Below are 26,397 nucleotides of genomic sequence, written 5' to 3' on the forward strand. Positions count from 1 at the left end.
TGTTTGCGAGCTTGTTCATCAGCCAGACGTTTTTGCTCTTCTTGTTGTTTGCGAGCTTGTTCATCAGCCAGACGTTTCTGTTCCTCTTGTTGTTTACGAGCTTGCTCATCAGCCAGACGTTTTTCATCCTCTTGTTTATGAGCTTGTTCCTCGGCTTGAAGCTTCTCCTTTTCTTGCTTTTGAGTTTTTTCGTCCGCTTCTTTTTTTTCTAGTTCTTTTTTGTCGCTATCTTTGTGTTCTGTAGTGTTAGAAGCAACTTGTTTACTAGTTGCTGCCGTCTTTTCAGAAGAAGGAGCTGAAATACTTAATAATGCAACAAAAATGACAAATAAAATAGCAGTGATAATAAATTGTTTTTTTGCTACACCTGTCTTTTTAATTACAGATAAAATTGCCAGAACAAGGAAGAAAACAAATAAAACAAAACTTAAAATAGAAAAGAATTCAACAATTGGGTTATTAGAGGACTCAGCACTAGTTATTATTAATACAATTGAAATCATAAAAAGAATAACGGCAGGACGACCATACTGTTTTGCTTTTCCATTTTTCTTAAAGAATGAAATGATACATAGAATTAAAAGAATAAAAGCAATTAAAAATAAAGCTGCACCAATATTACTCAAAATCGTCATTTTCATACCTCCATTTGTAAGATTTTCACTATTGATTATATAGGAACTTATTGGATATTACACGATTTATATAAATTTAGAAAATTAGTATTTTAATAGACTGACAAACATTTATTGTTATATAAGGAAAAATAGATATATTTACTATTACGTTTTTAAAGAGAATTCATAAAGTATAGTATGTCGATTGAAAGGAGGAGATTTGAATGGAATTTCAATTATTGGTAACTTGTATATTACAAGAAGGTAATGCGTTCTTTTTAGTAACGAAAGTAGACGATGTAATTACGTTGAAAGTACCGATTACAGCAGGAGTAGCTGGTTTATTTTTAGCTTTAGGTGTACCAAGATGTTCTTAATTTAAATCTCTAGAGTAGAAAGAGGAGGACAAGCCTCTTTCTACTAATACATAATTATTTTATGTAAACTAAAGTATTCTTTTTGTAATAGCACGTTTAAAATGGACATGCATATACTATAATGTTTCATTGGAAGTTATTGATATTTTTAAGCTATGAAAATAAAAGAGGTGCTATTATATATGAAAAGAAGAACATTTGATATTCCAGTTACATTACGAAGAGAGTGGTTTTTAATAGAGTTGGCTCATTTAACGAAAAAATATGGAATTGAAATTGCAACTAGCAAAATGGAAGCTGCACCGTTTTTAAGAGATCAAGTTACGGAATCAAAAATAGGATCAGGGCTCCAATACGATAAATATGATGATGAGTATATCATTGAAAATTAAAGGTAAGAGCAAAACAAATTTCTTTATAACAAAATATAAAATAAAGCAGATTCTAAATATGGAATCTGCTTTATTATGGAATACTTCTAGTCAACTAGCCTCTTTCTAGTATTTTTCCTACATATTTCACTTGCGTTATTCCAAAAGATTCACGAAGAATGCGAGCATAATCTTTTGATTCTATTGGACTTTTATTTTTTGTGCCTTTAAAGGTTTCTGTATAATTTTTATTTGTTAATGAAACGTGACCATAATCAGTTAATTTACAAGTAATAGCCCCTTTATTAAAAGGAGATTCTTTATGCTCTACAATTACTTTTTGAATGTTATTCACTTTTTTCTCATCTATTGGATCTAAAGTGAAAGCATAGCCTATTTTCCATTCATGTGAAGGTTCAGATTGCAAGAAATTTGTAGATTCTCCGTTAGCCCCTTTTCTCATTTCTAAAATGTGTGTACCTTTTCGGGTAGTTCGTTTGCGAATTCGATATTCTCCCGTTTGAGAAGAGATGACTTCTCCATTAAAAGGGACTGGATGTAAAGGTAGATGAGATGCAAAACCTGCATCTATAACATAATCTTTATGATTATGATTTAATATGAGAATGACATGACCATCATCGGGTTTCCATTTATTATCGTAAAGATCATAAACAGTACCAGCTACTTTATATACTTGAAATCCACAATCAATTAAAAAGTAATACAATAAGGAGTTTAATTCATAACAAAGACCGCCTCGTTTTTGAATAAGTAACTTTTCTACTAAGTTATTTTTTGAGATGTTTTTAATAGTACCAGCCATAATATCGAGATTTTCATAGGGGAGAATCAAGCCCATTTTCAAGAGAATTTCATCTAAATCATTAAATGTTATTTCTTTTGCAGGAATTTTTAGTCGTTTAAAAAACTCCTTTTGTAAATTGGTCATCATAAAGCATTCTCCTTTCTTTTTACAGAATTTTCTTCTGCTCACCGCTAGGTTAGTACTTCTAAAAATTTAATTCAAGTCTATAAAAATTATCACAATATATGTTTCTGGAAATATTATTTTCTATTCGGAAATTTCAGTTTAATATTTAATGATAGGAAAGTCTTACAATATAAGCTTCTATTCGTTTAGTTTGTATTTAATTAAATAAAAGTACATATCTTCATTAAGTTTTTTTATAATTAGCTGGTAATAAAGTGTTTTTTTACTAAAGTTTTTTCAAGATTTGTATGTTTTATATAAACAATAATAATTTAGGGAGATTTAGATTCAGTAAAGTTAACAATTGTTGAGAAACTTTTTTGTAGCGTTCTCTCAAAAGGAAGAGATAGAATCAAAGAGAATAACGTGTGTAAAGGAAGAAGGGGTACTAGTAATCTCTTGAGAATAGGGAAAAGATCTTGTTTAAGTAAAGAGATTATCTAGTATTAAGAGAGAAGATAAAAAATATTACAAAGAGCACCTTCTTTCAAAAAAAGTGGGGGGAGTAACATGCGATTGATGAGAAGATGTGTTGCCTTACTAATTGTATTTTTTATCATGGTTCCAATGATTAGCACAAATGTGCGAGCAGAAGTTGTAAACGAGCTTAAAACAGGATTTCCAGATCAAGAAGTCTTTACACCTGGAGAATGGTTTTTAGGTCAAAAACCAGCTAATTATGATGAGAATAAACCTCCAATTCTCTTTGTGCAAGGAAGGAATGGGAATGCTGATAGTTGGTATGGAAAGACAGTGTATCACGATATGAATGATATGTATGACTATGCTTTGAAAGCAGGCTATCAAACAGTATTTATACAATTATATGATGCTGCTGGGAAAGGATCAGCTAGTCAGTGGGATAACGGAAAATTGTTAGCACAAAAATTAGAAGAAATATATAACCATTTCGGTAAAAAAATTAATATTGTAGCACATAGTAAAGGCGGTATCGATACACAAGCTGCATTAGTAGGATATGGTGCAAATCGATTTGTCGGAAATGTGATTACGCTTGCGACGCCACATCATGGATCAAATTTAGCGGATTTATCATACAGTTGGTGGGCAGGGTGGCTTGCTTCTATATTAGGTCAAAAAGATGATGGTACGTATTCATTACAAATGGGTGAAATGGCAAAATTTCGTTCAACGATTGATAATAATCCAACAGCTAAATTAAACCGTTATTATACAGTTACTGGGACTAGCTGGGGCCCTGTATTTTCGGCGTTATCAATGGGCGGATTATATTTGTCATCATACGGTTCAAATGATGGACTAGTAAATGAGTGGAGTGCTAAGCTGCCGTATGGAACTCATTTATTTACAGATTCCAGATTTGATCATGATAATATACGGAAGGGATCAGCTGTTTTCTCACGAATTGAACTATATTTACGTACAGCAAATGTACCGGTTCCAGCTTTAGTAGCATCCAGCACTAGTACAAATGAAAATATAGAACAATTAAATACAACTTCCAATCAAAACATTTTAGGTGGGGAATTGCCACAAAATCAGTGGATAGAGCAAACTGTTACGGTTGATAAAAAGGCAGGAGGAATCGTTTCTATATTAACTGCTTCTTCGGATGTAGAAGTACAAATGATATCTCCAAAAGGAAAAATGTATACAAATAAGGATAGCGTTATAACTACTGGTGAAGATGAATCTTTCTTTGGTGGTGCGACAATTAGAACATTTAAATTTGATAAAATGGATGTAGGAGAATGGAAAGTTAAAATGATGGCGAAGCAGTCGAAAGATGCATACTTAGTTGTAAGCGATTACAAGAGCGACGCACCATTTGTACTTCAAATGCCTACCAAAGTTAAAGCGAATAAATCTGAGTATAAACTGAAAAAATCACCTGTGGCACCTGAAATGAAAGGGGATCTTTCCATAACAGTAAGAGTAGTTAATAAAGAAGGAAAACTAGTCTCTGAATTTAATGAATTACAAAATGTGAATAACAATACATTTACTGGTGCTTTGAAGAACATAAAGCAACCAGGAGTATATAACGTTACGATGGATATAAAAGGGATGAATAAAGAAGGACAACCATATAATCGTACAATTGTTAAGTCGGTTTATGTAGAGAAGTAAGAAAGAATGATAAAAAAGTACCGAACTTTTGTAGTAGAAGAGTTTGGTACTTTTTTCATGTTTATTAGATTAACAGAAAAGTATGTTTTATGAGGGAAACGATAGAAATCAAAAGAACATTATTCAATAAAAAAAATGCTGAAATAGCATCTGAATGTGAAGATGAATATTAACTTAGTTTTATAACTGTTAATTCAACTGAATTAATACCATTATCACAAGTTACAATACTTTGACGATTAAAACCAGTATCCTCAGTTTCAATGATGTAATCGTTTAAGTGAATTCCTGTATTTTAAATGTTTGTATATTAGGGTTTATAGTCATCGGACTTTATTTACGTAGCAGGGCAGGAAGAAGACAAAAAGTATCGAATGAATGTACATATATAGTATTGTTTGCTTTTGGTGTGAATAGTAGTAAAAGATACGTTGAAATATTTAGTATGGTAACGAAAGAGTAATTAAATAATAGAGGGAGCAACTTACATGGAAAATATATTAAAGGTATCTTCAAAATCAAAACCAAATTCAGTTGCAGGTGCAATAGCAGGTGTACTAAGAACAAGTGGTAATGTGGAAATTCAAGCGATTGGGGCTGGTTCTTTAAATCAAGCGATTAAAGCAATTGCAATCGCAAGAGGATTTGTTGCTCCAAGTGGTATTGATTTGGCCTTTGTTCCAGCATTTCAAGAAGTTACTATTAATGATCAAGAAAGAACGGCGATTAAATTAATTATAGGTCCTAGGAAGAGAAGATCTTAAAAGAAAGTTTTGATATGAATAATTTGAAAAGGTTGATAGATAAAGTAATAAAAAGACCACTCTCATTTTTGAAGTGGTCTTTTGTATTTTCGTATTTCATATTGTGGATACGCCCCACATACTGAATTCGTAGTGGTATTCAGTGCGCTCAATAACAATCCCGAATTCTAAATCGTCCCCAACTAATACAAAATCTGCATATCCAGTTAGAAATCTTGATATGGTTGATAACGCTTCTAAATTCTCAAATACTTCAGTAATGTTCAGTTTAACTGCTTCAAATTTACCACCCTTAGAGAAAAAGAGTCTCCCTTCATTAACTGGAAATTTAATAGTTTTAGCTATTTCTTTTAACAATGCTATTGATAGTCTTCCGTTTTCTTCATAATTAGTGCTACCAAAATTTTTTATGTTTGAAGTTTGTGCTAGCGTATTAAATAAGTCTTTACAAAATAAATCATTAGATTCTGGATCCATAAATGAGTCCATAGAAACTGTAACAATATTAGAAAGTTCGTCTATCAGTTCTTTTCTACTACCATTTCTTTTTGCTTTCATTTTTAGAATTTCAATTCGGCTTTTATTCATATTACTCAAAATTTTTCACACCTTTACTCGCGTCGTGGGTGAATAAAACCCCACTGACTAAAGTTTTACTTGTTTTTCTAAAAAGGGGATACATGCAAGTTTCCTTTAAGATTCTATCAGTTTGTTCTTCTACATATCTGAGTCATTTTTCAAAGTCGGTTTAATATTATTTATTTTCATTTAGCATAGTCTCTAATTTATCTAATTCAATAAGTAGAGAATCGTCAAATCTTTTTACGAGACCAGTTTCAGTATAGGCTCTCACTGCACCTTTAATTCCACGAGATTTACTTTGCTGATAAGTGGCTAAACGGTTTAATCGTTTTAATAAATCTTTATAGAAGGGATCTTCTTTTTGTATATTTTTTAAAATTTCAATTACTATCTCAATTTGATTTAATAGTACAGTTTCATTTTTAGACATATATATTTTCCTCCCTTTCCTAATTTAAATTATAAGATAATAGGAAAAAATAAACAGAGAAATAATGAATGGTTTATAAAATGAAAATTTATCAAATACAGTTAAATTAAAAGGCGATTATTTGCTCATATTTTCCACTCAATTAATATGAAACTACTGTTTTAAAACATATAACAAATAAAAAGCGTCGCAAATGCTTGTATAACAGGCATTTTTGACGCTTTTATAGTTTTATTTAATAAAAAATAAACAACCCTAAAACTGCTCATTCTTCTCCCAAGATTCAACAATATAATGCGCAATCGTCGGATTAAATCCTTTACCAACTAAAAACATAATTGCAGCAACCTCTGTTAAAGCATGTTTGTGTGATGTATGTTTCGCTTCATTCAAACCGTAATCTACCCAAGGTTTTACGAAATCTAGCACAGGTTTCTTTAAAGGTAAAAACTGTGTACCGACAACTTGTTGAATTTGTTGTTGTGTTGGTTCTGTAATTGGTCCAGGTGGTAAGATTTGAGGCTGTGTAATATCGAATGTAGGTCCAGGCGGTAAAATTTGTGGTTGAGTCGGATCAATTGTTGGTGGTTTAGGTGGTGAGACACGTGCGTTGTAGTTTGGTTGATACATTTGTTGTTGGTATTGCGGTTGTTGAGACTGAGTTGGGTATGGGTTTTGTTGAAATTGTTTTTCTTGATTTTGTGGTGCTGTATATGGATTTTGAGGGTACTCATAATTCGGACGTGTATCATATGGATTTTGTTGATATTCAGTTTCTTGATTTTGCGGTGTTACAAATGGATTTTGCTGAAATTGTTTTTCTTGATTTTGTGGTGCTGTATATGGATTTTGTGGATATTCATAATTTGGACGTGTGTCGTATGAGTTTTGTTGATAATTAGTTTCTTGATTTTGCGGCGTTGCATATGGATTTTGTTCATATTGTTGCTCTTGCTGTTGTAACTCTTGTTCTTCATATTGTTCTGTATATCTTTGTTCTTGTTGCTGAGGATAAAATGGTTGTTGTGGGTAAGGCGGTTGATTATTATAGAACATATTTATTCCTCCTTCATGATGATGCCTACCACCCAGTGTATGGGCGGACAAGAAAATATGTGATGAAAAAATGCGGGCGTGTTACAATAAGTAACTGGGTGAAGATAAAATGACAAAACAAGAAAAGGTTCAAAAAACAATTACTTTTGTAAAACATATTTTAGAAAAAGATGCGAGTGGGCATGATTGGTATCATATTGAGCGCGTACATAAACTGGCGATTTCTTTATCCGAGCAAGAAGGAGGAAATCGTTTTATAATTGAATTGGCAGCATTACTTCACGATGTGGCAGATGAGAAGTTAAATGAAAGCGAAGAAGCAGGAATGAAAAAGGTTTCTGATTGGTTAGAAGAGTTACATGTTGAAGAAGAGGAAAGTAAACATGTTCTTCATATCATCGCCAATATGTCTTATAAAGGTGGTCATGGCGGTAAAGTTGAGTCACTTGAAGGGAAGATTGTTCAAGATGCAGATCGCTTAGACGCTCTTGGTGCAATTGGAATAGCTCGCACATTTGCATATGGTGGAGCGAAAGGGCGATTAATGTATGATCCAACTATTCCTCCGCGTGAAGTGATGACGAAAGATGAATATAGAAAAAATAATGACCCATCTCTAAATCATTTTTATGAAAAACTTTTAAAACTAAAAGACCTAATGAATACGAACGCAGCAAAACAAGAGGCTGAAGTTCGTCATCGTTATATGGAACAGTTTATTGAACAATTTATGAAAGAGTGGAATGCACAAATATGAAAATGTTAACTGTGGAAAACTTATCAAAATCATATGGAGAAAAACCGTTATTTGATGGATTATCATTTAGTATTGCAGAAGGACAACGTGCCGGAATTATCGGTGTAAATGGTACTGGTAAATCAACGTTATTAAAAATTATTGCAGGGGCAGAAATTCCTGACACAGGTGATATGACTCATTCACGTGGGTATACAATTAGTTATTTATCACAGCAACCTGAGTTTGATGAGAAATTAACAGTATTAGAACAAGTCTTCCATGGTGATACACCTTTAATTCGTCTTCTTCGTGATTATGAAAAGGCGCTATTACATATCGAAAAAGATCCAAGTAATGAAAAAGTACAGGAACAATTATTTGCAGTGCAACAACGTATGGATGCGATGAGTGCGTGGGAAGCAAATGCGAATGCCAAATCATTATTAACGAAACTAGGAATTACGGATTTCACAGCAACTGTTGGAAATTTATCTGGTGGGCAGAAAAAACGTATTGCGATGGCGCAGTGTTTTATTGAAACACCGGACCTATTAATTTTAGATGAGCCTACGAACCATCTTGACCATGAGACAGTTGAGTGGTTAGAGGAATATTTAGCGCGATATACAGGTGCGGTATTACTTGTAACCCATGATCGTTATTTCTTAGATCGTGTGACGAATCGTATTTTCGAATTAGATAATGGAAAACTGTTTAGTTATGAAGGGAATTACAGTACGTTTTTAGAAGCGAAAGCACTTCGTGAAGAGCAAGAACTTGCGCAAGAATCAAAGCGTCAAAACTTATATCGCCGTGAACTAGCGTGGATTCGCCGTGGGGCAAAAGCTCGTTCGACAAAGCAAAAAGCACGTATTCAACGTTTTGAAGAGATAAAAGGTCAAGAAGGACCAGCTGCAAAACAGTCTGTTGATATTGCACTTAGCGGTAGCCGCCTTGGGAAAAAAGTACTTGAGTTAAAAGATGTAACAAAAAAATTCGGTGATAAAACGGTATTGAACAATTTTAATCATATTGTGAAACCAGGCGATCGTATCGGAGTTATTGGAGCGAATGGAAGCGGGAAATCTTCGCTATTAAATATGCTTGCAGGTAAGTTATCTCCTGATAGTGGTGAAATTGAAGTTGGGCAAACTGTAAAAGTTGCTTATTATACGCAAGAAAATGAAGAGATGAATTTAAATCAACGTATGATTGAATACATTAAAGAAATTGCGGAAGTTATTCATACGACAGATGGAAAAGTAATTGGTGCGTCTCAGATGTTAGAACGTTTCTTATTCCCGCCACATTCACATGGTACACCGCTTGGTAAACTATCTGGTGGCGAGAGAAGACGTTTATACTTATTACGTATATTAATGGGAGAACCGAACGTACTATTACTGGATGAGCCTACGAATGATTTAGATACACAAACATTAACAGTGTTAGAAGATTATTTAGAAGATTTCCCAGGTGTCGTTTTAACTGTATCGCATGATCGTTACTTCTTAGATAAAGTAGTTGATGAATTGTTCATCTTTGCTGGCGGAGGCGAAGTACGTGAATTTTTAGGTAGCTATACTGATTACTTAGAAATGGAAAAAACGAGAGAGCTCATTGAGAAAGCGGAAGTGCAAAAAGAGAGAAAAGTAGTAGAAGAAGCACCGAAACAACAACGTAAGCGTAAACTTTCATATAACGAGCAACGCGAATGGGATACAATTGAAGATACAATTGCAGGACTTGAAGAAAAACTGGAATCTATTGGAGAAGAGCTAGCGAATGTTGGTTCTGATTTTACGAAAGCTCAAGAATTGTCTGAAACGCAGCAAAAAACAGAAGAAGAGCTAGAAAAGACGATGGAAAGATGGAGTGAACTATCGGATATTGTTGAAGGATTAAAATAAAAACAAGCTGCATATATTGAAAAGTAAAGAGAAAAACTTTACACTATTGGTAGAACCTATTTTAGGAGGGAAAAAATGAGAACATCTAATCCAATGTTGAAAAAAGAGGCATTTCGTAAAGAGGGAGCAAGCGCTTCTGCGATGACGATTGGCGGAACAGTAGGCAAAACGTTCATTATGCTTATCTTGCTACTTGCAACGTCTGTCTATTCATACATACAGATGGTGCAGGGCACGATGAAAATGCCGGTGTTAATTGGTGCATTAGTAGTTGCAGCAATCATCGCATTTGCATCTATGTTCTTCCCGCGTATTTCACCTTTTGGTGCACCGATCTATGCAGCAGTAGAAGGGGTTGTATTAGGTAGTATTTCAGCAGTTTATACAATGAAATTTGGCGATTCTATCGTTTTAAATGCTGTATTACTAACAATCTCAATTCTATTTGCAATGTTAGTGTTATATGCAACACGCGTAGTAAAGGTAACGGATAAATTCCGTACAGGCGTGATGGCAGCAACACTTGGAATTATGGTTATGTATTTAGTCGTATTTCTACTAAACATGTTTGGTGTGACTGTTCCGTACATTCACCAAGGCGGTACAATCGGTATTATTATTAGTGCAGTTGTTATCGTAGTTGCTGCATTAAACTTATTACTAGATTTCGATTTAATCGAAAATGGTGTACGTAGTCAAGCTCCGAAATATATGGAGTGGTACACTGCGATGGGACTAATGCTTACATTAGTTTGGTTATACTTAGAAATTCTTCGTTTCGTTTCATACTTTACGAAAAATGACTAATAAAAAAATCCTGCATGAAAAATGCAGGATTTTTTTATTTTCAAAGATAAATTGATGATGTGGTATAATATGGATGTTAATAACTTTAAATTGAAGGGGATGGAATATGATGAAAGAGAAAAAAGGGATTATGAAAAAACTATTTTCTAAAAGTTTTTTCATAGAACTAGATGAAGCTTTAACGTATCCATCATCGGAAGTTATTACTTCAGCTATCGTAGGGTATGCAGCTGAATGTAATGAACAACTTAAATTTGAGAGTAAAGTAAAATCGATTACTTTTTATTTAGGAAGTGTATTGTACCGTGTTGAAATAAAGATGGCTCGCGGAGGATATTACATATCCTGCAGTGAAGTATAATTTTTTGAAACCTTACATGTTTATAATATGTTAGGTTTCTTTTTTGTTTTTATAAGATATGAAATAATTTTTTTACTATAAAATATATTATTTTACACTTTTTACCCTCCACACATTTTTCTTTACAATGAAGAAAAATATGTGAGGTGGTATAACTTATGATGAATCGAGTTGTATTAATCGGTAGATTGACAAAGGAGCCAGAATTATACTACACAAAGCAAGGCGTCGCTTATGCACGAGTATGTGTTGCGGTGAATAGAGGTTTTCGAAATAGTTTAGGTGAGCAACAAGTAGATTTTATTAATTGTGTCGTTTGGCGAAAATCGGCTGAGAATGTAACTGAATATTGTACGAAGGGGTCTCTTGTTGGGATTACAGGGCGTATTCATACGAGTAATTACGACGATGAACAAGGAAAGAGAATATATAGAACGGAAGTTATGATTGAGAGTATTACCTTTTTGGAGAGAAGACGGGAGGGCGCATCGCAATAAGAGAGGACTTTAAACAATGGTTTGGGGGAATTAGGTGGAAAGAGAAAGAATGAAAAAGTATGATGATGGAAAGAAATCAGCAAGATAAAGCATCCGAGTAGGTTTAGAGAGGTGGAACATGTTACAATACACCTAAGAACACGCAATAAAGGAGAGTTTTTTACGTGAAGATTAAAGCAATTGAACCGACGCCAAGTCCAAATACAATGAAAGTTATTTTGAATGAAGTATTACCATCGGGAGCGCGTAATAATTATACAAATGAAAATAAAGAACAAGCGCCAATGCAAGTGCAAGAAATTTTGAAAATTGAAGGCATTAAAGGTGTATATCATGTAGCCGACTTTTTAGCGGTGGAGCGAAATGCAAAGTATGACTGGAAAGTTTTATTACAACAAGTTCGTGCTGTTTTCGGCGAAGAAGTAGTAGAAGAAAGTGAAGAACAACAACTTGCTCATTTTGGAGAAGTGAAAGTGTTTGTTCAAATGTTCTTTACAATTCCCATGCAAGTAAAGTTAACAGATGGAACGACGGAAGAACGTGTTGGTTTACCAGATCGTTTTAAAGAATCAATTATGAAAGTTCAAATGTCTGCACCAAACGTTGTAAAAGAACGTAAATGGGTGGAACAAAGTACACGTTACGGTAATTTTGAAGAAATCGGGAAAGAAGTAGTAGAAGAAATTGTTGCTGCTTATTCAGAAGAACGTGTAAATGAAACGGTTACAGAATTATTAAATCAGGCAGGGGCTGTTGAAGTAACGATTCAAAGGCGTGAGCCATATAAAGTAACAGAAGAGATGATGAAAGATGCTGACTGGAAAAACCGTTTTGCAGCATTAGAACAAATGGATCCTACAGAAGACGATATTCCAGTGTTGAAGATGGCGTTAGATGATGAAAAAGTTTCAATCCGTCGTTTAGCAACAGCATATTTAGGTATGGTAAAAGGTGATGAAGTATTACCGTTATTATATAAAGCACTATTAGATCGTTCAGTAAGTGTACGCCGTACAGCGGGCGATTGCTTATCAGACGTAGGTGACCCAGCAGCGATGTTCGTTATGATTAAATCTCTGAAAGATCCAAGTAAATTAGTACGCTGGCGTGCAGCGATGTTCTTATTTGAACTTGGAGATGAAAGTGCGATTCCAGCATTAAAAGCAGCGCAAGATGATCCAGAGTTTGAAGTAGCAATGCAAGCGCGTCTAGCATTAGAGCGTATTGAGGGCGGAGAAGAAGCAAAAGGTTCTGTATGGAAACAAATGACGGAGTCTCGTAAAGGGGAATAATGTATGATTGTTTTCTATGATAGTTGGTGTCCGATGTGTACGGCGGTTGCAGATCGTACGAAAAAACTAGATAAAAAGGGTAAGATGAAATTTGTTTCATTTCGAGATGAAGATATAGTTGAGAGGTATGAAATTTCTCAAGAACTACAAAGTAAGATGGAACAAAGGTTGTATATTTTAAAAAATAGTAAGTGGTATGACGGAATTCATAGCATACATGTATTAGCAAAGGCTGTTCCATCTTATTGGTTTGCAGTGCCTTTTATAAAGCTATCTATCGTACTTGGATTTGGAAGTAAAGTATACGATTATATCGCTAACAATAGAAAACTTGTCCCAGTTGGACATTGCCGTGAAGGGGTTTGTGAAATCCCTTCAAAAAAATGAAATCATCGTTATGTTTCTTTTGCACCTATTAATAGAGCGTGATATGATGAACTTGGAATGAAAGTTGAAGGAGAGATTACAAGATGTCAAATGCTTATGAAGAATACATGCGCCAAATGGTAATTCCAATGCGCCAAGAATTAGTACGTTCTGGATTTGAAGAGTTAACTACAGAAGAAGCTGTAACAGAATTTATGGAAAACACGGCAGGCACAACTTTAGTAGTTGTAAACTCTGTTTGTGGTTGTGCAGCTGGTTTAGCACGTCCATCAGCAGGTCAAGCAGTTGTTCGTGCTGAAAAACAACCTGATCATCTTGTAACTGTATTCGCAGGTCAAGATAAAGATGCTACTGCAAAAATGCGTGAATACTTCGGAGAAATTCCTCCATCTTCACCATCAATGGCATTATTAAAAGGAAAAGAAGTTGTTCACTTCATTCACCGTCATGAAATTGAAGGTGCAACTATGGACGAAATTATTACGAACTTAGAACAAGCTTTCGAAAAGAATTGCTAAAGAAGGGGGAGAGTAAATCTCCCTCTTTTCTTTATATAGAGGTGAAACAATGATAGTAACAACAGCAGGAAGAACAAACAAAGAAATGACAGATTATGCAAATAAGGTAGCAGCAGAATTAAATAGTTCTTTCGTTAAACGTAATGACATACCAGTACATACACTGCATGAGCAGTATGAACAAGATATACTTGTTGTGGGCAAAAACCGATTAGCTATTTATCCAAAAGGTACGGAAGAGTCGTTTTTCTTTCATCCAAACTCAGCGATGTTTCGTGTGAAAAGGTTAATGCGCGGAGAACACGATCCATTTGTACAAGCTGCTAAATTAGAGAGCGGAATGACAGTGTTAGATTGTACGCTCGGTATGGCATCAGATAGTATTGTAGCTAGTTATATTGTTGGTGAAAGCGGAAAAGTAACAGGACTTGAAGGCAATGAATATATGGCTTACATCATGGGAAATGGTTTGCAAACATGGTCTTCATCCGTTTCTGAAATTGATGAAGCAATGCAACGAATTAATGTAAAGCAAACGGGGCATTTTGAGTTTTTAAAACAATGTGAGGATAATAGTTATGATGTTGTTTATCTGGATCCAATGTTTGAAGAAACTGTCATAGAATCAGATGGAATAAAAGGGTTAAAACACTTCGCTTTGTATCATGATATTACTGACGAAACAATTGCGGAAGCGAAGCGTGTGGCGAGAAAGCGTGTCGTTCTGAAAGATCATTTCCGTAGTTCTAGATTTGAAAAACATAATTTTCACGTATACAAAAGAAAAAGTGCTAAGTTTCACTTTGGTGTAATTGACCTTTGCTAATTGTTTGAAAAGATGTATAATAAGCAATAATTAATTAAATATACTGTCTGTGATGAAGAGAGTAGTCTTTTTTAGACGGAAAGCGAGCTAGGGATGGTGTGAGCCTAGTGCGGAAGAAAAAGATGAAGCGCACTTCGGAGATGCTTCTTGAACGAATAGTAGAGTAAGCCGAGGCCCCCTGTCCTCGTTATAAACGGGAAAGTGGTTTGTAATGAACAACAAGGGTGGTACCACGGGTTAAAACTCGTCTCTTTTTTAGAGACGAGTTTTTTGTGTTTTAAAAAATAAGGAGGTTATTTCATGGATTATAACACGCATTTTGCGAAAAGTTTATCCAGTATTTTAAAGGATGAATTAACGCAAAACCAAATTTTAGAATTAATTGAAACACCGAAACAAGATGATTTTGGAGATGCAGCGTTCCCATGTTTTTCACTTGCGAAGCAATATAAAAAATCACCAGCTTTAATCGCAAAGGAAGTTACGGAGAAATTAAGTGACCCGTTCTTTACGAAAACAGAGGCTGTTGGTCCTTACGTAAATGTATTTTTTAATCGTGAAACTGTAAGTGATGCAGTATTAAAAACGGTTTTAGCGGAGAAAGAAGAGTACGGCCAAAATCACATTGGCTGTGAAAAAACGGTCGTTATCGATTATTCCTCTCCAAATATCGCGAAGCCTTTTTCGATGGGGCATTTACGTTCTACAATGATTGGAAATTCCCTGAAACATATCGCTGAAAAATGTGGCTATGAAGTTGTAGGAATTAATTATATTGGGGATTGGGGAACACAGTTTGGAAAGTTAATTACCGCCTATAAAAAATGGGGAAATGAAGCAGTAGTTAAAGAGGATCCAATACGTGAACTATTTAAGTTATATGTTCAATTCCATGAAGAGGTAAAAGACGACGAAGAACTAGAAGAAGATGGACGCGCTTGGTTTAAGAAATTAGAAGAAGGTGATGAAGAAGCAGTTGAGCTTTGGAATTGGTTCCGTCACGAATCCTTAAAAGAATTTTCTCGTATTTATGAACTTCTCGGTGTTGAATTTACTAATTATCAAGGAGAAGCTTTTTATAATAATTTAATGGAAGACTTTATTGGGATTTTAGAGGAACATGATTTGCTTGAAGAGTCAGAAGGTGCATTAGTTGTTAATTTAGAAGAAGAGGGAATGCCGCCTTGCTTAATTAGAAAATCAGATGGTGCGACTATTTACGCAACGCGTGACTTAACAGCAGCGTTATATCGTCAAAACACATACGCATTTGATAAAGCATTATATGTAGTTGGCCCGGAACAAAGTTTACATTTCAATCAATTTTTCACTGTATTAAAAAAGCTTGGATATACTTGGGTTGATGGAATGGAACATGTACCGTTTGGGTTCATTTTAAAAGATGGTAAGAAAATGTCGACACGTAAAGGGAGAGTTATTTTACTTGAAGAGGTACTTGAGGAAGCAATCGAACTTGCAAAACAAAATATTGAAGAGAAAAATCCAAACTTAAAGCAAAAAGAAGAAGTAGCAAAGCAAGTCGGTGTTGGTGCAGTCATCTTCCACGATTTAAAAAACGAACGTATGCACAATATCGAATTTTTATTAGAAAACATGCTGAAATTTGAAGGTGAAACAGGCCCATATGTCCAGTACACACATGCACGTGCTTGCTCTATTTTAAGAAAAGAAAGTGTAGAATTTGAAACGTGTACGTTTGTATTAAAAGATGATCATAGTTGGAGTGTCGTAAAATTACTAAACAAATTCCCGCAAATAATTGAAGCAGCCTTCACCAAAAATGGGCCATCAATCATTTCGAAATACGTATTAGATGTAGCACAATCGTTTAATAAATATTATGGAAATGTGCGTATATTGGAAGAGAGCGAAGAGAAAGATAGCAGACTGGCATTAGTGTATGCTGTGACGGTTGTATTAAAAGAAGGATTACGTTTACTTGGGGTGGATGCTCCTGAGGAGATGTAGCATAGTAGTAAACTGACAAACCGGTTTTAGTATGAACCTGGTTTGTTTTTTTATTAGATATATAATTCTTTTGCAAAATCAATTAAAATCTTTTTAGAGAGGGTGATTCATATTGATCCGAACTTTAATTTTGCAAATTCCTTGTCATAGAAGAGCGGAAAGAAGTTTCCTTAAACTACAAAAGTACATACCTTTATGTGCGCGTTGTACAGGCATGCTTATCGGTATTTTAATGTTTCCAATTTATTTTTATATAACCCCTTCATTTCTTTTGGCAATCATACTATCATTTTCTGCTCAAATTCCGTTACTCATTGATGGTTTCACCCAAAAGTGGAAACGGAGAAGCAGCACAAATTTGCTAAGAGTAACTACCGGTGTATTAAGCGGTAATGGTATGGGGTTATCCATTTCGTCTAGTGTTATATGGATATTATCTTAAGGTATATAGTAACGGAGGTATTTACATAAATGTTCTGGGTTTACTTAATTCTAATTTTTATTTCAGGCGGAAGTGGAATCGGTTTTATAATTCAAAACAAGTATACAGAAGCAATAATAGCTTTTGTTATTTGCGCACTACTGATTTGGCTGCTGTATTATTATCTTAAAAGAAACAAAAGAAAGAGAAAATCAGATTGTGGTGATGTAGACTGTACGGATTGTTTAGATTGTGATTGTTCGAATTAAACTTCTAGTTATCTACCTTTCTTCCGAATTAAAAGCTAGCGTATCTTTAAAATACACTAGCTTTTTTGCTTTGAAATTTTAGGAATGACGTAGGAATACGGCTATTATATAGAGAACTGTAGTTTTGTATATAAAAGGAGGCGTTCAACTTGGAAACGTACGATTGGAACAGTAAACTAACATATTTAAAAAACACAAGAGACTTATATTACAATGACGATTATGTAAGCTTTTTAGTAAATACAGTTTGGAAGATCACTAAGCCAGTACATATCGTTGATTACGGTTGTGGATATGGTTATTTAGGCTTAATATTAATGCCATTACTTCCAAAAGGATCCAAGTATACAGGCATTGATAGTGGAAAAACATTAATAGCGGAAGCGAGAGAGTTGTTTCGTTTACTCCCATATGAATCAGAATTTATTGAGGGAGATGCTACAGAAATTGAATTGAACAATACATACGATATGGCAATTTGTCATGCTTTCTTGTTACATATGAGTTCACCAAAAACGATGCTACAAAAAATGATGCATTCAGTTAAAAAGGGCGGAAAAATAATCTGTTTTGAACCACATTGGATTTCAAATATGTCTTCATACGTGTTAGATGGGGAGGAGCAATCGGAAATTATTCAGCTAGGTATTTTGCAAAAATTATTTGAATGTGATACGAAGAGAAACGGTAAAGATGGCAATATCGGCATGAAAATACCGATGTATTTAAGTGAATTAGGTGTGAAAAATATTGAGTGTCGAGTGAGTGATAAAGTGAATTTTTTAGACGCTAATATACATTACAAAGATAAAAACGATTTGTATCATTCTTTAAAAGAAGAGGGAATAGCGGGCAATCCAGGAGATAAACAGCAATTTATAGAACGTTTAATGGCCAGGGAATTAACATATGATGATGCGCTAGCTCAATATGAAGCTGAACTACGATTTTTTAAAGCATATCATTTACATTCCTCTTTAGTATACGCTCCGAATATGAAAATTACATTTGGTGAAATAGTATGTTAAAGGGTAGTAATACGATGAAAAATGTCGCTGAATGTCGATATTCGACATATAATCGCTGATATATTTGAATTATCGCCGATATAATTTTATGTACAGAGTTCACCTTTCGAAAGATAAGATCCACATGTTACGTTATTACATATAATCAAACAAAATACAGAGAAAAACAATCATTTTTACTATATTTTGTTATAAATTTGAATAATATTAATTAATACCACTCATTATAAGTGATTTTAGTTGAATACCTACTATATGATGTGTAAAATCTAAGCAAGTAGCAGTTTAAATAAATATTCGAGGTGAATACATGCTAGATTTTAAGCAGTTAGATGCTTGTTTGAAAGACAAGAGATTTATAGATGGATTACAGGAAATAAATAATGAAATTTCATATATAAAAGAAAAGAATACTTTATCTTATTTGAAGAATTGGCTTGCTAATATTCCTTCACATAAAGAGTTTGATATATTAATACGTCTTACTGATGAAGGGCTTATGCACCAATACAGTTCATTCCTCATTCGCTATGCATATAAAAAATTCCCAAATATGAGAACGCTCTCTTTATATTGTGATGAGTTAATCGATGAGCGGAAAATACTTGAAGTAGAACAGTTGTTAAAAGATTCGTTAGAAGAGGTAAATAAAGAAGAAATAAAAGTTGATCTTTTAGCGAAAACATATTTTACGTTAGTACGATGTTTGCTAGAAATGAAACGAAATGAAGAAGCCCTTTTTTATATGAAAAAGGCAGAAGAGTACAGTGCACGTGCTGTATTTGATAAATGGGGCTACGTCTATATGCATACAGGTGAATGGGAGAAAGCAGAAGAACAATTTATAGCTGGCATGCAGCATAAAGATTGTGAAGAGTTATCTACCTATTTATTATCACAGTTATATGCGAATAAAGGAGAACAAAAACGTGCATTACAGCTAATTGATGATGCGATTGTAAAGTTCCCGCAAGTACCATATTTTCATTTTGAAAAGGTAAAATATTTATTAGATTTAGAGAAGTATGAAGAGATGTTAGCGGTAATAGATAATATAAATAATCAGCTCCCTTATCATGCTTATAAAGCTTATTTTGTACATTTACGTGCAGAAGCGTTTTACAAAATGAATAAACTTGTAGATTTACAACAGTTATTAAAAGAAGAAAAAAGTTTAAAAGAGTCTTTATATCATAATTTAGAAAAAAATCCAGATGGAAAAAAGGTTCACTTACCTATAGTTCCAATTGTACAAAAGGATAATTATTGTGTGCCGACAAGTTTAGAAATGATGTTGCAGTTATGGGGAGAAAAACGTACACAAGATGAAATAGCAGAGTTTATTTTTGATATGACTGGCTCGAAGTTTTCAGATACTGTTTCTTATTTAGAAGAATTAGGTTATGAATATCGTTATTTTAAAGGGAATGTGGAAAATTATAAGAGACTGCTAGATCAGGCGATTCCCGTTTTATTAAGTATAGATATTGAGCATGCTTCACATGTGCAAGTGCTAGCTGGATATGATGATACGTTACAAGCTTTTTATGTTCAAGATCCGAACTTTATAGAACCAGTTATTGTGGAATATAGTAAGTTACAAGAAAAATATCGTTATACAGGTTGTTTAGCGATTACGTTTGTTCCGAAAGAAAAGAAGGAACAATTATCATTTTTAAATGAAGAAGAAAATCATTATTTTAAATCCATTTTTTCTTTAACGGATCATTTAGATGAACAAGATAAAGATGGGATTCATAGCTTAGTACAGTTTTTAAAAGAGACGAGTGATAATCCGAATACGTGGTTATATACGATTAAACATTTAGATGTTGAAGTAGATAATAAGTTTATTTTATCTTGTATTGAAAAGTTAATGGAGAGGTTTCCGAACTCAGATTTTGTTAAATTACATGGTGCGCAGTGCTTTATTCGCCTTCAAGAATTAGAAAAAGCAGGGCAAATGCTCGCGAGTGTTGAGAAGAAAAATAATCGTGCTTTATATCATTTAATAAACGGAAGATATGCTTTTGAACAGGAAAGTTATATAGAAGCAATTTCAAGTTTTCGTTCCTCATTACAATTAGATGCAGATCAGCCGATTGCTTGGAGTTTTCTCGCATTATCATATATGTATATCGATCAATCTGAAAAGGCATTGCAGTTTTCTCAAGTTGCTTTAGAACGTAGTCCAGAAAGATTCACTTTAACGAATCACGGGTTAATATTAATAGATTTAGAAAGATATGAAGAAGCGTATGAAATCTTTAACGATCTGTTAAAAGAGTATAAAAATGAAGCACATGTATGGTATGAGCGAGCGAGATGTGCGCATCATTTAGGGAAATTATATTTAGCGATAAAAGGGCTTAAAATAGCGATTCATTTGGATAGCAATGCACCTTACATTTATACGAAACTTTCGGAAATATACGAATCTGATTTGAAGGATGAGGAAAGTACGAAAGAAATTTTATCAAAAGGTATTGAGAATTGTGATGATAAAGCACCTCTATACGTAAAATTAGGTGATTATCACTTTCAAAATGATAGTCTGGAAGAAGCAGAAGTATTGTATAAGCGTGCTTTAGAAGAAAATGATGAGGATGTTTATTCTCATTTCGGACTTACACAAGTTTATATGGCAAGAGAGCAATACATGGAAGCAAAAGAATATATTCTCGGTATTGAAAAACAAATTGAAAAGAGTCAAGATTTTCATATGAATGCGGGAATGGTTTTATGGGATGCTGAGGTTGAACTTGGTGGAAATGAAGAAGGGTTTAAAGTAGCGTTGTCTAAGTTAGAGAGTGGTATAAAGCAGAGCGAATATAATGTAGCAAGTGCGTTAGATGAATATGTGAATCGAATTAAAGGAACTGTATTTGTACAACGAGGGATAGCATTTTTAAGAACGCTACACAAAGAAAGAAATGAAGTAAGTGAATTCGGTTGTTATACAGGTATTTTATATGAATCTATTGGGCAGTACGGCCAAGCGATGAAAAGATATAATCAGGCGATAGAACAAAAGGCAACAGCATTACCTTATTACCGAATTGGTGAAACACTTATGGCATTAGGGCAATTGGTGGAAGCAAAACAAGCGTATGAAACATGTTTAGAGCTTGATGGGAATTTCGTAGGTGTACATTTACAGCTTGCAGAAATATACGAAAAAGAAGAAAACCGCTCTAAAGAACAAAGTCATATGGTTCAGGCAATGAAAGAAGAGCCGCTGCATATTAATATGGAATATTTGGCACAGCTTTCAGTAGAGATGAATCTTCAGGAAGAGTTACTGACTGAACTGGAACAATTAGCAGACGAAGTACCTGAAATATGGCGATTAGATGCGATTGCCTACGTATATGGAGCGATGGATGAAATAGATAAAGAACAAGCGCAGATTGAAGAAGCACTACAAGTAGATGGTGAGCATACAGAAGTTCTATATCATTATGCAAAAGTATTAGTGAAAAATAGAAATGCAAAAGCGATTGAAATTGCAATGAAAGTGATACAAAAAGATGTAAAGAATGAACGTATATTTGATGTATATGTAAAAGCGACAGAACAACATAAGAAATTGTCTAACATACGAGATTTTCTTCATACATTAAAAGTGAAAAAAGTAGAAAGAAGTATGGCATTTATGTATGCTGCATCTGCGGTTACAGAAAGATGGATTGAACGTCAACAAAATGAACAGCCGAAAAAATCCATATTTACGAGAGCTTTTTATCGTATGAAAAACCGTGCGAAAGAAATTTCGATTATTACTACAATCATTGATTTATATGAAATTTCCTTAAAGTTAAATTCGAAAAATAGTATGGCAGCGCAGCGATTTGCACTATTTTACGAGAATGTGGCGATGTATAAAGAGGCAAGAGATGTATTGCAAACATCGTTAGAACATAAATGGGATTACGATGTAGCGAAGCAACTTGTAAATCTTTTCATAGAGTGTGAGGAAGAAGATATGTTACGAGATGCTTCGGAATTAACAAAGCAAATGGTTCGAGAGTTACCAGATGATTATGATACCCTTCTTCTGCAAGCACAAGTCTACTTTAAAGCAGGGGAAGTAAGAAAAGCAGAAAAGATTACCTTACAATTAACGGAGCAAACGCCGTTTGTAAGTAGAGCGTTTCTTACTTTAGGAGAAATGTATCAAAGTCAAGAAAGGTTTGAAGAGGCAATTCATGTATTGAAAAATGCTTCTATACACCATCCAAATGAAACTGCAATTCTTCTTTCTTTAGCATCTTCGTATCATGGTGCCGGACAAACGATAAAGGCAGAAAAAATAACAAATGAAGTATTAACAATTGATGAGAGTGATTTGTTAGCAAGATACGATCGTGCTTGTTATTTAGCACAGTTAAACAGAATGGAAGAGGCGAAAGAAGAGCTTGAAATTGTACTTCGTGAGGATGAGTCAGGATTTTTCGCTGAACTTATCGAGGATGATGAAAACTTAGCAGCATTGCGAGAATTTGAAAAGTAATTGTATACGAATAGGGAAAAAGAGTAAAAATATATTTTGAATTAGTTGACAATTTATTGCCCGATGGAATAGAATAGCTTTTAACAAAGTATACAAATCTGAAGACGAGAAAGAGTAAAATAGTGTACTGTTCCCCAGAGAGCCGGTATATTGCTGAAAGCCGGTGTGCAGACGTTATTTGAAAATCATCTCCGAGGAGCCGAGGCTGAAAGTGAGTAAGCCCGGACGGATGTCTACCGTTACAAAGAACACGTATGATAGTACGTTGCTAAGTGCTATTAGTGAAGAGCTAATAGAATTAGGGTGGTATCGCGGGTAAACCCGTCCCTACTTCATAGGGACGGGTTTTTTGTGTGCTTTAAAATATTCAAAGGAGTGATTGTAGATGAAGAAAGTAGATGTAAAAGAGTCAGCTGTAGGGAGAGAAACACGTATTCGTAAACAGTGGAACGAGAAAAGCATTTTTGAGCAATCAATTCAGAATCGAGAAGGCGCACAATCTTTTGTGTTTTATGAAGGACCACCAACGGCGAACGGACTACCGCATGTAGGTCATGCACTTGGACGAACAATTAAAGATGTAGTAGCAAGATATAAAACGATGGCTGGTTATAAAGTATTAAGAAAAGCGGGATGGGATACACACGGTTTGCCTGTAGAATTAGGTGTTGAGAAGCAACTCGGTATTTCTGGTAGACATGAAATCGAAGAGTATGGAATTGAGCCATTTATTAAGAAGTGTAAAGAGAGTGTATTCACATACGAGAAGCAGTGGCGTGAATTCACTGAAAGTATCGGTTATTGGGTAGATATGGATGATCCATACGTTACGTTAAAGAATCCATATATCGAAAGTGTATGGCATATTTTAGGGACGATTCATGAAAAAGGATTATTGTATAAAGGGCATAGAGTTTCACCATATTGCCCAAGTTGTCAAACTTCACTAAGTTCACATGAGGTTGCACAAGGGTATAAAACAGTAAAAGATTTAAGTGCAACAGTTAAGTTTAAAGTAAAAGGTAGTGAAAATGAATATTTCCTAGGTTGGACAACAACACCTTGGACACTTCCAGCAAATGTTGCACTCGCTGTACATCCAAATATGGAATACGTTAAAGCGAAACAAGAAGGTCATGTATACATTGTTGCGAAAGAACGTGTACAAGATGTATTAAAAGAAAACTATGAAGTACTATCTGTTCATAAAGGGGAAGAATTATTAAATACTTCTTATACAGCACCGTTTCCAATGAAAGAAGTTACAAATGGTTACCGTGTAATCGGAGCAGATTTCGTAACGGCAGATAGTGGTACTGGACTTGTTCATATCGCTCCAGCATATGGGGAAGACGATTATAGAGTCGTTCAAAGTGAAGGATTGTCATTCTTACATGTTGTAGATGAGAAAGGTGAGTATACAGAAGCAGTACCATTTTTGAAAGGTAAATTTGTAAAAGATTGTGACGTAGATATCGTTCGTTATTTAGCGAAGGAAGGTTTACTATACCATAAAGAAAAGTATGAACATAGTTACCCGCATTGCTGGCGTTGTGATTCACCGCTTCTTTATTATGCAGGAGAGAGTTGGTTAATCCGAACGACTGCAATTAAGGAAACATTTTTACAAAATAACGATACTGTTACTTGGTATCCAGATCATATGAAACATGGACGCTTTGGTAAGTTTTTAGAAAACATGGTGGACTGGAATATTAGCCGAAATAGATATTGGGGAACACCATTAAATGTTTGGGAATGTGAAAGTTGCAATCATCAATTTGCACCGAAAAGCATTGCTGATTTAAGAAAGCATAGTACGAAAGAAACACCGGAAGATTTAGAATTGCATAAGCCGTATGTAGATGAAGTGCAAGTTTGCTGTGAAAAATGCGGAAGTACAATGAATCGTACACCAGAAGTAATTGATGTTTGGTTTGATAGTGGTTCCATGCCATTTGCGCAATATCATTATCCGTTTGAAAATAAAGAGTTATTTGAAGAACAGTTTCCAGCAGATGTAATTGCAGAAGGAATTGATCAAACACGCGGCTGGTTTTATAGTTTATTAGCTGTATCAGCACTATATACAGGAAAAGTACCGTATAAACGAGTGTTATCACTAGGGCATGTTCTAGATGAGGAAGGACAGAAAATGTCTAAAAGTAAAGGGAATGCACTAGATCCAGTTGATTTAGTAGAGAAGTTTGGTGCAGATGCTCTAAGATGGGCTCTACTCGTTGACAGTGCTCCGTGGAATGCAAAGCGTTTTTCTGAAAGAACAGTACTGGAAGCAAAATCTAAATTTGTAGATACGTTAGTCAATGTGTATAGCTTCTACGTTTTATATGCAAATTTAGATGAGTATAATCCGAACGAAACGTATGATGTAAAGCGGACGAAATTAGATGAATGGGTATTATCAAGATTGCATAGCACAACGAAAAAAGTGAGAACAGCGCTTGATGATTATCAATTTACGAATGCAGCTCGTGAAATCGCGGCGCTTGTAGATGAAGTAAGTAACTGGTACGTAAGACGATCACGTAATCGTTTCTGGGAATCTGGTATGAATGCTGAAAAAGCAGCTGCATATGAGACACTTCATGAAGTGCTTGTAACAATTAGTAAACTAATTGCACCATTTACACCGTTTGTCGCTGAAGATATTCATTTGAATTTAACTGGAAGTAGCGTTCATTTAGAGGATTATCCAGTTGTAAATGAAAGGTTACTACAGCCTAAATTAGAAGCGGAAATGGATGCTGTTTTACAAGTTGTTGAACTTGGAAGAAGTAACCGTAATCAACATTCTTTAAAAGTAAAACAGCCGTTAGCAGAACTTGTATTACTGGAGCATAACGAGAATGTTATGGATTGGGAATCTTATCGTGATATCGTTATGGATGAACTAAATGTAAAATCGTTCCACGTTGAACTAGATGAAACGAAGTATACATCCTATCAATTAAAGCTGAATTTTAAAACGGCGGGACCGAAGTTCGGTAAGAATGTAAATGCAGTAAATGGTTGGCTAAAACAATTATCACAAGACGAGGTACAAAACTTTGTATCTACAGAAAGAGCAGTTTACGAAGCAGCCTCAGGAGAAGAAGTAGTTGTAACAGCTGAAGATGTAATGGTTGAAAAAGTTGCAAAATCAGGCTTCTCTAATACGACTAACGGACAATATACAGTAATGTTAGATACAAATGTAACGGAAGAATTGTTACAAGAAGGAGTAGCACGTGAGTTTATTCGCGCCGTTCAAGAATATCGTAAGCAGTTGAATTTACCAGTAAATTTACGAGTGGATGTTATTCTTGATACAGAGGAAGAGCTGAAGCAAACATTAACGAATCATAAAGAGTTGTTGGAAGAAAACTTACTCGTTAAACAATTTACATTTGGTCACTTAACGAATGAAGACGATGAACTTTCATTAGGTGAGACAAAAGTCCGCATTAAATTAAGTGCTGCTCAGTAAAGAAAAAAGGAAGTTGGAATGATTCCAACTTCCTTTTTGTATGAAGGTAA

The 26,397-nt window shown here is 34.5% G+C and carries 24 protein-coding genes, 1 pseudogene and 2 other annotated features; of the genes and pseudogenes, 19 read left to right on the forward strand and 6 right to left on the reverse strand.

From position 1 onward, the window contains the following. Positions 1-635: excalibur calcium-binding domain-containing protein (locus tag ACQVV1_RS28355; RefSeq protein WP_431169850.1), on the reverse strand; the 635-nt coding region annotated here is incomplete at its 3' end. 206 nt (positions 636-841) lie between these two features. Between ACQVV1_RS28355 and exsG the strand changes: the two genes are divergently transcribed. Together exsG and ACQVV1_RS28365 are read left to right on the forward strand one after the other, a co-directional pair. Then, positions 842-994 (forward strand): exosporium protein ExsG, encoded by a 153-nt coding sequence (gene exsG, locus ACQVV1_RS28360; protein WP_000395678.1) that lies wholly within the window; start codon positions 842-844, stop codon positions 992-994. 182 nt (positions 995-1,176) lie between these two features. Further along, positions 1,177-1,386 carry a hypothetical protein gene (locus ACQVV1_RS28365; RefSeq protein ID WP_000830253.1) on the forward strand — a complete coding sequence of 70 codons (210 nt, stop codon included), beginning with the start codon at positions 1,177-1,179 and terminating at the stop codon, positions 1,384-1,386. Between the two features lie 94 nt (positions 1,387-1,480). Here ACQVV1_RS28365 and ACQVV1_RS28370 read toward each other — a convergent pair whose 3' ends face one another. Then, complete coding sequence (locus ACQVV1_RS28370) at positions 1,481-2,320, reverse strand: arylamine N-acetyltransferase family protein (protein ID WP_242251735.1); 840 nt, start codon at positions 2,318-2,320, stop codon at positions 1,481-1,483. Positions 2,321-2,869: 549 nt separating this feature from the next. On the opposite strand from ACQVV1_RS28370, the gene ACQVV1_RS28375 reads away from it, so the two are divergent. After that, entirely contained in the window at positions 2,870-4,471 is a 1,602-nt protein-coding gene (locus ACQVV1_RS28375) for a lipase family alpha/beta hydrolase (RefSeq protein WP_242251737.1), read from the forward strand. 169 nt (positions 4,472-4,640) lie between these two features. On the opposite strand, the pseudogene ACQVV1_RS28380 reads toward ACQVV1_RS28375, so the two are convergent. Beyond that, positions 4,641-4,724 (reverse strand): annotated as a pseudogene (locus ACQVV1_RS28380) (preprotein translocase); the annotation flags it as partial. 235 nt (positions 4,725-4,959) lie between these two features. On the opposite strand from ACQVV1_RS28380, the gene spoVS reads away from it, so the two are divergent. Then, on the forward strand, positions 4,960-5,235 hold the full coding sequence (spoVS, locus tag ACQVV1_RS28385; protein WP_016088106.1) for a stage V sporulation protein SpoVS: 276 nt from the start codon (positions 4,960-4,962) through the stop codon (positions 5,233-5,235). Positions 5,236-5,331: 96 nt separating this feature from the next. On the opposite strand, the gene ACQVV1_RS28390 is transcribed toward spoVS, so the two are convergent. From ACQVV1_RS28390 to ACQVV1_RS28400, 3 genes are all read right to left on the reverse strand, one after another. Continuing rightward, positions 5,332-5,832 carry a YxiF family protein gene (locus ACQVV1_RS28390; RefSeq protein WP_242251739.1) on the reverse strand — a complete coding sequence of 167 codons (501 nt, stop codon included), beginning with the start codon at positions 5,830-5,832 and terminating at the stop codon, positions 5,332-5,334. A gap of 157 nt (positions 5,833-5,989) precedes the next feature. Then, a complete protein-coding gene (locus tag ACQVV1_RS28395; protein WP_063222818.1) occupies positions 5,990-6,247 on the reverse strand; it encodes a hypothetical protein in 258 nt (85 codons plus the stop codon). A gap of 255 nt (positions 6,248-6,502) precedes the next feature. Further along, complete coding sequence (locus tag ACQVV1_RS28400; protein ID WP_242251741.1) at positions 6,503-7,303, reverse strand: hypothetical protein; 801 nt, start codon at positions 7,301-7,303, stop codon at positions 6,503-6,505. 109 nt (positions 7,304-7,412) lie between these two features. Between ACQVV1_RS28400 and ACQVV1_RS28405 the strand changes: the two genes are divergently transcribed. From ACQVV1_RS28405 to ileS, 15 genes are all read left to right on the forward strand, one after another. Further along, entirely contained in the window at positions 7,413-8,060 is a 648-nt protein-coding gene (locus ACQVV1_RS28405) for an HD domain-containing protein (RefSeq protein ID WP_242251743.1), read from the forward strand. After that, complete coding sequence (locus tag ACQVV1_RS28410; protein WP_242251745.1) at positions 8,057-9,952, forward strand: ABC-F family ATP-binding cassette domain-containing protein; 1,896 nt, start codon at positions 8,057-8,059, stop codon at positions 9,950-9,952. Before ACQVV1_RS28405 ends, ACQVV1_RS28410 begins: the two co-directional genes overlap by 4 nt. A 75-nt stretch (positions 9,953-10,027) precedes the next feature. Further along, positions 10,028-10,759, forward strand: a complete 732-nt coding sequence (locus ACQVV1_RS28415) for a Bax inhibitor-1/YccA family protein (protein WP_242251746.1) — start codon at positions 10,028-10,030, stop codon at positions 10,757-10,759. A 106-nt stretch (positions 10,760-10,865) separates the two neighbouring features. Beyond that, a complete protein-coding gene (locus ACQVV1_RS28420; protein ID WP_242251748.1) occupies positions 10,866-11,120 on the forward strand; it encodes a DUF4318 domain-containing protein in 255 nt (84 codons plus the stop codon). Positions 11,121-11,278: 158 nt separating this feature from the next. Further along, positions 11,279-11,617: a single-stranded DNA-binding protein gene (locus ACQVV1_RS28425; protein WP_098264272.1), complete on the forward strand. Its 339-nt coding sequence runs from the start codon at positions 11,279-11,281 to the stop codon at positions 11,615-11,617. 164 nt (positions 11,618-11,781) lie between these two features. Beyond that, positions 11,782-12,909 carry a conserved virulence factor C family protein gene (locus tag ACQVV1_RS28430; RefSeq protein WP_242251749.1) on the forward strand — a complete coding sequence of 376 codons (1,128 nt, stop codon included), beginning with the start codon at positions 11,782-11,784 and terminating at the stop codon, positions 12,907-12,909. 3 nt (positions 12,910-12,912) lie between these two features. Further along, the gene (locus tag ACQVV1_RS28435; protein ID WP_063223264.1) at positions 12,913-13,296 is read left to right on the forward strand and encodes a thiol-disulfide oxidoreductase DCC family protein; all 384 of its coding nucleotides are present in this window, start codon (positions 12,913-12,915) and stop codon (positions 13,294-13,296) included. Positions 13,297-13,379: 83 nt separating this feature from the next. Further along, the gene (locus tag ACQVV1_RS28440) at positions 13,380-13,814 is read left to right on the forward strand and encodes a BrxA/BrxB family bacilliredoxin (protein WP_000063705.1); all 435 of its coding nucleotides are present in this window, start codon (positions 13,380-13,382) and stop codon (positions 13,812-13,814) included. 49 nt (positions 13,815-13,863) lie between these two features. Continuing rightward, positions 13,864-14,640: a class I SAM-dependent methyltransferase gene (locus ACQVV1_RS28445; protein WP_242251751.1), complete on the forward strand. Its 777-nt coding sequence runs from the start codon at positions 13,864-13,866 to the stop codon at positions 14,638-14,640. A gap of 40 nt (positions 14,641-14,680) precedes the next feature. Further along, positions 14,681-14,895 (forward strand) — a binding site (T-box leader). A gap of 45 nt (positions 14,896-14,940) precedes the next feature. Further along, the gene (gene argS, locus ACQVV1_RS28450) at positions 14,941-16,629 is read left to right on the forward strand and encodes an arginine--tRNA ligase (RefSeq protein ID WP_431169853.1); all 1,689 of its coding nucleotides are present in this window, start codon (positions 14,941-14,943) and stop codon (positions 16,627-16,629) included. Positions 16,630-16,741: 112 nt separating this feature from the next. Next, complete coding sequence (locus tag ACQVV1_RS28455) at positions 16,742-17,071, forward strand: DUF2085 domain-containing protein (protein ID WP_242251755.1); 330 nt, start codon at positions 16,742-16,744, stop codon at positions 17,069-17,071. Between the two features lie 29 nt (positions 17,072-17,100). Further along, positions 17,101-17,319, forward strand: coding sequence for a hypothetical protein (locus ACQVV1_RS28460; protein ID WP_242251756.1), 219 nt, complete (start codon positions 17,101-17,103; stop codon positions 17,317-17,319). 149 nt (positions 17,320-17,468) lie between these two features. After that, on the forward strand, positions 17,469-18,347 hold the full coding sequence (locus ACQVV1_RS28465; protein ID WP_242251757.1) for a class I SAM-dependent methyltransferase: 879 nt from the start codon (positions 17,469-17,471) through the stop codon (positions 18,345-18,347). A 310-nt stretch (positions 18,348-18,657) separates the two neighbouring features. Beyond that, positions 18,658-22,860 carry a bacteriocin-processing peptidase family protein gene (locus ACQVV1_RS28470; protein WP_242251758.1) on the forward strand — a complete coding sequence of 1,401 codons (4,203 nt, stop codon included), beginning with the start codon at positions 18,658-18,660 and terminating at the stop codon, positions 22,858-22,860. Positions 22,861-22,952: 92 nt separating this feature from the next. Further along, positions 22,953-23,192, forward strand: a binding site (T-box leader). Between the two features lie 53 nt (positions 23,193-23,245). Next, complete coding sequence (gene ileS, locus ACQVV1_RS28475) at positions 23,246-26,347, forward strand: isoleucine--tRNA ligase (RefSeq protein WP_431169854.1); 3,102 nt, start codon at positions 23,246-23,248, stop codon at positions 26,345-26,347. The last annotated feature ends 50 nt before the right edge of the window (positions 26,348-26,397 follow it).

The organism is Bacillus basilensis, assembly GCF_050630465.1.
GTDB classification, from domain to species: Bacteria; Bacillota; Bacilli; order Bacillales; family Bacillaceae_G; genus Bacillus_A; species Bacillus_A basilensis.